Raw genomic sequence first — 7,513 nt, forward strand, 5'->3', positions numbered from 1 at the left:
CGCCGCCGCTCTCGAGGAACGGCTGGTCCGGGCTGCACGATCCTGGTCCGAGGGAATCACCGAGGTGGCCCACGGGCGGTTCCCGAGGGAGTCCGCCGAGCGGTTGGCAGGCCTGTGGGCTGAAGCCTTCCCGCCGAGCTACCGTGTCGATTACGAGGTGGAGGACGCACTTGAGGACATCGAACGTTTCGAGTCGCTCGACCGCTCGGCGGGCGGAGCTCCCGGCATGCATATCTACGTCCCGGCAAGTGCTGGGGACCAGCGTGAAGAGGACGCCCGGCTCAAGCTGTACCTGACGGAGTCCAAGAGCCTCACCCAGATTCTGCCGTTCCTCCATAATCTCGGCCTCGAGGTGCTCGACGAGCGTCCCTTCGAGATCCAGCGTGCCGACGGCGAAGCGTACTACCTGTATGACCTGGGCCTGAAGTATCCGCACGGCGTCGACCCCGAAGCTACCGCTTCGCTCCTCAAGGAGGCCTTCGCTGCGGCGGTCGTGGGTCACAGCGAGTCGGACGCGTTCAACCGGCTCGTCCTGCAGGAGGGGCTCGGCTGGCGCCGGGTCCTCATTCTGCGTAGCTATGCGAAATATATGCGTCAGATGGGCAACACCAGTTCCTACGGTTTCGTCGCCGACACCCTCCTGCGCAACGCCGCCGTCGCCAGGGGGCTCGTCGCGCTGTTCGAGGCTCGTTTCGACCCCGAGGCCCAGGGCAACCAGGAGTTGACGGACAGCGCACGCCACGCGCTTGACACAGGCCTCGAACAGGTCCCCACGCTTGACGCGGACCGCGTGCTGCGCACCTTCGCGAACCTGATCGAGGCGACGCTGCGCACCAATTACTTCCAGGTCAGACGTCACCTCAGCTTCAAGCTCAACACACCGATCATCGAGGGCGCGCCATTCCCCCGACCGAAGTTCGAGATCTGGGTCTACTCTCCGCAGGTGGAGGGCGTCCACCTGCGTTTCGGGGAGATTGCGCGCGGTGGCCTTCGCTGGTCGGACAGGCGGGAGGACTTCCGCACCGAGGTGCTGGGCCTCGTCAAGGCGCAGACCGTCAAGAACGCCGTCATCGTCCCCACCGGAGCCAAGGGCGGTTTCTTCGCGAAACAGCTGCCGGACCCGTCGATCGACCGGGCGGCGTGGCTGGCGGAGGGACAATCCAGCTACCGCACGTTCATCCGCGGACTCCTGGACATCACCGACAATCTCGCGACGACCGACGGCCAGGAATGCGTTGTTCCGCCGGAGCGGGTGGTCAGGCACGACGGCGATGACACCTACCTCGTCGTCGCAGCGGACAAGGGGACAGCGTCCTTCTCCGACATCGCGAACGAGTTGTCCCACGAATACGGCTTCTGGCTCGGTGACGCTTTCGCCTCGGGCGGATCGGTCGGTTACGACCACAAGGCCATGGGTATCACGGCCCGCGGCGCCTGGGAGTCGGTCAAGCGGCACTTCAGCGAGTTCGATCTCGATACCCAGACCCAGCCCTTCACCGTGGTGGGTGTCGGCGACATGAGTGGCGACGTCTTCGGCAACGGCATGCTGCTGTCCGAACATATCCGGCTGGTCGCAGCCTTCGATCACCGTCACATCTTCCTCGACCCGAGCCCCGATGCCGCCGCTTCCTTCACTGAACGGCGCCGCCTCTTCGGGCTCCCACGATCGAGCTGGGAGGACTACGACGCATCGCTCCTCAGCGCCGGCGGAGGAATCTACTCCCGTCAGGCGAAGTGGGTGCCGGTCTCCGAGGAGGTCCGTGCCGCCCTGGGAATCGAAGGGTCGGCTGAGCGCGTGAGCCCTCCCGAGCTGTTGAGGGCGATCCTCCGGGCACCCGCGGACCTGCTGTACAACGGCGGAATCGGAACCTACGTCAAGGCGGAGTCGGAGACCCATGCGGAGGTCGGGGACCGTGCCAACGATGCCATCCGGGTGAACGGCGGCGACCTGCGGGTGAAGGTGGTCGGCGAAGGCGGAAACCTCGGAATGACCCAGCGGGGCAGGATCGAGGCCGCGCTGGCCGGTGTTGTCCTCAACACGGATGCCATCGACAACTCCGCCGGCGTCGACTGCTCGGACCACGAAGTGAACATCAAGATCTTCGTGGACCGCATGGTGAAGATCGGGCGTCTCTCCGAGGCCGAGCGGCCGGAATTCCTGGCCTCGATGACGGACGAGGTTGCCGCACTCGTCCTGAAGGACAACGTGGACCAGAACGTCCTGCTGCTCAATGACCGGCAGCGCGTGGTGGAGTGGAGCCCGAGCTTCGAGCGGCTGATGGACTGGCTCGAGCAGAAGGCCGACCTCGACCGGACACTGGAGGCACTGCCGACGACGGCGGAACTGCATGCACGGCTCGAGACGGGGCAGGGCCTCACCTCACCGGAGTTGTCGGTGCTGGCGGCCTACGCCAAGATCGAGTTGACGAAGGCGCTTACCAGGAGTGCCCTGGCCGACGACCCGTGGTTCTCGGGAACGCTGCGGCGGTACTTCCCGCGACAGCTGGTGGAACGGTTCGACGACGTGCTGGACACGCACCCGCTGCGGCGCGAGATCATCGCCACGGTGGTGGCGAACGACATGATCAATCTCGGCGGGATCACCTTCGTCTTCCGCGTTCTGGAGGAGACCTCGGTGCCGGAAGCCGGCATCGCGAAGGCCTTCGTGGCGCTTCGGGAGATCTACGACCTCGACGAGACGGTGCGCGCCCTGGCCGAGCTGCCGGCGGACTTCCCGACCGACCACTGGTCCACCGTCCACCTCGACCTGCGCCGACTCCTCGACCGGGCGGTGCGCTGGTTCGTGAACCACGTGGAGCCGGGCACCACCGTGGAACAGGACATCGCCGCATTCAAGCCCCTCATCGCACCGCTTCGCGCCAAACTTGCCGACTACGTCCGCGGCTGCGACCTGGTCCGGGTGGAACAGTGGAGCGCCCGCGCGGAGGAGTGGGGGCTTCCCGAGGGAATCGGCCAGCACTGGGCGGAGCAGTTCGAATCCTTCGCGCTCCTCGACATCGCGATCAGCACCCGGCGTGTCGACGAGCCGGTGGAGGAGATCGCCAGGGTCTACTACGCGGTCTATGACCGTTTCGAGGTGGACAACCTCCTCGAGCGGATCACGCAGCTGCCGCGCACCGACCGGTGGCAGGCACTCGCCCGGGCGGCACTGCGCGATGACCTGTACTCGACCGTGGCCGATATCTCCGTCGCGGTGCTCAAAGCCTCGGGTGAACTGCGGGGCGGCGATCCCGGCCTCCGGCTCAAGAAATGGGAGGCGCAGAACGCCGATCAGCTCACGCGCGCCAGCAATATGTTCACCGAAGTGAATCGCCTGGAGCGTGACGACATCTCGTCGCTTTCGGTGGCGCTTCGCCTGCTGCGTTCGATCGTGCGCTGAGCCGGGAGGGACATCATGGCAATGTTCGCTGACCCGATACGGGAGTACGCAGGGTTCGGGCCCGGCGACGCGGAGTGGCTGCACCTCCTGGTGGGGGACTGGCAGATGGTCGCGGACCTTGCGTTCGCGGACCTGGCGCTGTGGTTCCCGCTCGAGGGCGGTGGTTATGTGGCGTTGGCGCATGCCCGGCCATCGACGTCGCACACCGTATTCCACAGCGACTTCGTGGGGGAACGGATTCGTGCGGACCTTCAGCCGCTGGTCGAACTCGCCTGGGAATCGCAGAGAATAGAGCGCTCCGGCGAGACGAACTGGACCACCGAGATGGCCATGCGGGTAGAGGCCGTTCCCATGGTGAGGAACGGGCGGACCCTGGCCGTGGTGACCACCCACATGGATCTGTCCAGTTCACGGATGCCGTCCCGGCTCGAGCTGACCTACCGGCAGTGCGCCTATGACCTCCTGCGGATGGGGACGCTGGGACTATGGCCTGATTTCGCAACGCCTACGGGGTCCCGGCGCGGGGCTCCCCGGGTGGGGGACGGCCTGATCCGGCTCGACGTCGACGGCATTGTGCAGTACGCCAGCCCCAACGGAGTCTCGGCGTTCCGGCGGCTGGGCGATGTCGAAACACTCGAGGGCCGGCCCCTTGCCGAAATCACCACGGCACTGCTCAAGGACGGGCGGATGGTCGACGAGACCCTGCCGCTCGTGGTGACCGGGCGGATGCCGTGGCGCACGGAGATCGGATCGAAGGGGGTCAGCCTTTCGTTGCGTGCGATTCCGCTGCGCGACGAGAAGGAACGCTTCGGCGCACTGGTCCTCTGCCGTGATGTCTCCGAGCTCCGACGGCGCGAGATGGAACTCGTCTCCAAGGATGCGACCATCCGTGAGATCCACCACCGCGTGAAGAACAACCTGCAGACCGTTGCCGCTCTCCTGCGGATGCAGTCCCGCCGCATGGTCAGCGACGAGGGAAAACTCGGTCTCGAGCAGGCGATGCGGCGGGTATCGACCATCGCCCTGGTCCACGAGACGCTTTCCCAGGGTCTGTCACAGAGTGTGGACTTCGATGAGCTGATCGCACGTCAGTTCCGCCTGTCGGCCGAGGTCGCGTCGCCGTCGCAGACGGTGCGCACCGAGCGGCAGGGGGATTTCGGCGAGCTCCCCAGTGACTTCGCCACACCGCTTGCGCTCGTCATCAACGAATTGGTCACGAACGCCGTCGAGCACGGGCTGTCCGAGAGGGCCGGTACGGTGTGGCTCCTGGCCAATCGGCGGACCGCGGACGACGGCGAGGAGATCCTTGAGGTCACGATCGCCGACGACGGCGCAGGGCTTCCCGCCGGCGGGCACGCCGAGGGGCTGGGGCTGCAGATCGTCCGGACCCTGGTGACCAGCGAACTCGGCGGAAGTATCACCTGGAGCGCGCGGGAGGGCGGAGGAACGTCGGTGAGTATCGAGATGGGCCTGAGCCACAACCAGGGCTCCTGAACCGAACTCTCCAATCGGTTCAAAACCGGTCGGTCATAACTGTCCCGCGGACACGCCGAAAATCAGGAAGGACCGCCCTGAGGCGGTCCTTCCTGGGTTCATTCAGTCGTCCGATGATTCCACCGAACCGTTCCGTTCCCTGGCGACGCCCAGGGATTCCGTCAGGACGCTCTGCGAGCCCGGGCGGCACGGCGCTTCAGGGCACGGCGTTCGTCCTCGCTGAGACCGCCCCAGACTCCGGCATCCTGGCCGGACTCGATCGCCCACTGAAGGCACGTGTCCATCACCTGGCAGCGACGGCAGACGCTTTTGGCCTCTTCGATCTGAAGAAGCGCCGGTCCGGTGTTACCGACCGGGAAAAACAGCTCCGGGTCCTTGTCCAGACACGCAGCGCGGCTACGCCAATCCATGCTAATCACATTTCCCTTCGACCCGGCTTGTGAAAAAATTCACGAGGGGTCTCATAGTAAAGGGGCCGAATGTGGCCCCCGCTTTTATCTGCTATTAAGGCTGACACGTTACCTACTGGTAAACAAGGGGTTGCGCACCGCTAATTGCTGCTAATGGTGAGCGATGCGTCACAGCGTCTAGAATGCCGGCCGGGGAACGCCGTTCATGCCGGGGATCTCCGATAGGGTGCTCGTGTGCCGACACCCCAGGACCCGCAACCCCTCCGACGTCCCGCCTCAGTGGTCATCCTGGCCCTCGTCCTCCTCGGCGAGGCCCTTGCCCTTGCCGCACTGGCGCTGGGCTACCTTCGTTCCCTCCTGGGGCCCGATCCGCTGTCGGTGGGGGGAGCGGTGTTCATGATCGCCTTCCTCCTGCTGCTCGCCGCCGGCATCCTGGCGGCCGCGCGCGGGCTCCTGCGCGGATACCGGTGGCCGAGAACACCGTCGATGGTGCTGCAGGTTTTCCTGGTCATCTTCTCGGTCTCCTTCCTGTCTGCCGGTGCCGTGGCCGCAGGAATAGTGCTATTCGTCCCCGCCGGCACTGCACTGCTGCTGCTGTTCACCCGTCCGGTCGTCGCATTTACGGTGCGGAACACCGGGAACACGAGAACCCTCTAGCGTCCTTCCGCCGCAGAGCGGACCGGGCAGGGCACCCGGGGTGGCTGAAAAGGGCCCGGAGGCACCCGGAAGACCTGCAGCTCGACCGCAGTGCCCTGCTCCACGATGAACGCCCGCCCAGGCCCCGCGCGCCCGTCGAGGTCGAACCGCACGGCGAAGAAGTCACCGTCCAAGGGGCTGCGGGGTGCGAGGTAGAGGCCCCTTCCCGTGGCACGGGCCTGGAGGGCGAGCGGAACGCGAATCGGCAGGGAGGGGCTGGGCGCTGCCGTCAGTACCGCGGCTGCTCCCCGCGCGACCCAGGATGTGAGGACCTGCTGGACATCCTGCGGAAGGGTATCGGCATCGTCCACCAGTAGCACGCACTTCCTCGGATCCGGTTTGCCGCTTCCTCCTTCCATGCGCTTCCAGTAGGACGACGGATCTTCTCCGGCGGCGGACCTCAGGATCGTCGTGTCCGAGCCGGTTCCTGCACCCTGCTCGATGACGTCGAGCAGGGTGCTCCGTCCGGATTCACCGGTTCCCAGCGCGAGGAACACGCTGCCGGCGGGCAGTTGCAGGGAGAAAACGTCGAGGCCGTCGCCCCACACCCCGAGGGGCACGACAAGTCCCTGACCATGGTTTCTCCCCGTACCCGCTGCCGGTAGGTCGATCAGTACGGGAAGGGCGGCAACCGGAAAGGGGAGCGTAGCGGGCAACGGCCCGGATCCGGCGGACTGCCGGCGTTCGACGACGAGTTGTGCCACCGCGTCCCGGCCCGGGTTCATCCGGCCCTGGACCATCCCCCTCCCCTCAAGAGGCTCCAGATCGGGAAGTTTCGGCCAGGTCAGGAGGGATTCAGCTGCGGCGCCGGCGGGGAAGTAAATCCTATTGGGCAGGAGGCCGAAGAACCGGCTGGAAACCAGTTCGCGGTTCCCCGTGATGACGATGGTGATGCCTGCTGCTTCTCCGTCCCTCACCAGATCCTGCAGGGAGTCCTCCGCCCAGGAAAAGCGGCTGTTCCGGAAGAGGCTGGTCCAGCGGCCCCAGGCCGAAACCGCCAGAAGGATGGGGGCATGGTCCGCGCCGGTCCCCGCGGCGAGCCTCGAGGAAAGAAGGTGTGTGAGCCGTTCCAGAACGCGGGCGGCTCGCTTGACCTCATGGCCGCCGACGTAGGCGCCGGTTTGGTTCCGTGCAGCGACGAACCCCAGGGTGGAATCCCCGTCGAGGACGTACAGGTGGGTATCGGGAAGGAATTGAGGACACTCCGTGAGGACGTGTGCCAGGGAACCCGTTCCTCCGGCAGTGGAAATTCCCACGAGCCCGAGGTGTGAGTGGTGGCCAGGCGCCCAGAAAAGCCCTCGTTGCGCCTGCTGCTCGGGTAGATCGAGCACGCCGAGGTGAAGCTGTCCAGGCGGCGGGACCTCGGTCCGCACTGCCCCGATCGGCACTGCCCCGATCGGCACTGCCCCTGTACGCCGGGGCAACGGCGGCATCACCGGCCGGGCGGGCGAAGGGTAGCCACCGGCTGCGGCGGCAGCAGCTACCGCGGCGACCGCTGCCGCCACCGGGTCAC

Annotated in this window: 4 protein-coding genes and 1 pseudogene; 3 read left to right on the forward strand and 2 right to left on the reverse strand. The window is 66.2% G+C overall.

Annotation, left to right across the window (positions count from 1 at the left end):
* Together Y705_RS20610 and Y705_RS0115425 are read left to right on the forward strand one after the other, a co-directional pair.
* A partial coding sequence (locus tag Y705_RS20610) for an NAD-glutamate dehydrogenase (RefSeq protein ID WP_081738112.1) occupies window positions 1-3,400 on the forward strand: 3,400 nt, incomplete at its 5' end.
* Between the two features lie 15 nt (window positions 3,401-3,415).
* Window positions 3,416-4,894 (forward strand): sensor histidine kinase, encoded by a 1,479-nt coding sequence (locus Y705_RS0115425; RefSeq protein WP_026533499.1) that lies wholly within the window; start codon window positions 3,416-3,418, stop codon window positions 4,892-4,894.
* 161 nt (window positions 4,895-5,055) lie between these two features.
* On the opposite strand, the gene Y705_RS0115430 is transcribed toward Y705_RS0115425, so the two are convergent.
* Entirely contained in the window at window positions 5,056-5,304 is a 249-nt protein-coding gene (locus tag Y705_RS0115430; RefSeq protein ID WP_026533500.1) for a WhiB family transcriptional regulator, read from the reverse strand.
* A gap of 234 nt (window positions 5,305-5,538) precedes the next feature.
* On the opposite strand from Y705_RS0115430, the gene Y705_RS20615 reads away from it, so the two are divergent.
* Complete coding sequence (locus tag Y705_RS20615; protein ID WP_155850108.1) at window positions 5,539-5,961, forward strand: hypothetical protein; 423 nt, start codon at window positions 5,539-5,541, stop codon at window positions 5,959-5,961.
* Here Y705_RS20615 and Y705_RS22525 read toward each other — a convergent pair.
* Window positions 5,958-7,513, reverse strand: a pseudogene (locus Y705_RS22525) (hypothetical protein); the annotation flags it as partial. The gene Y705_RS20615 and the pseudogene Y705_RS22525 sit on opposite strands and share 4 nt — an antisense overlap.

The sequence above is a fragment of the Arthrobacter sp. H41 genome, assembly GCF_000520535.1.
GTDB lineage: Bacteria > Actinomycetota > Actinomycetes > Actinomycetales > Micrococcaceae > Arthrobacter_D.

Excerpts from the sequence above, each read along its gene's own strand:
- Y705_RS0115425 (WP_026533499.1), top strand. The coding sequence starts at position 3,416 with ATGGCAATGTTCGCTGACCCGATACGGGAGTACGCAGGGTTCGGGCCC.
- Y705_RS0115430 (WP_026533500.1), bottom strand. The coding sequence starts at position 5,304 with ATGGATTGGCGTAGCCGCGCTGCGTGTCTGGACAAGGACCCGGAGCTG.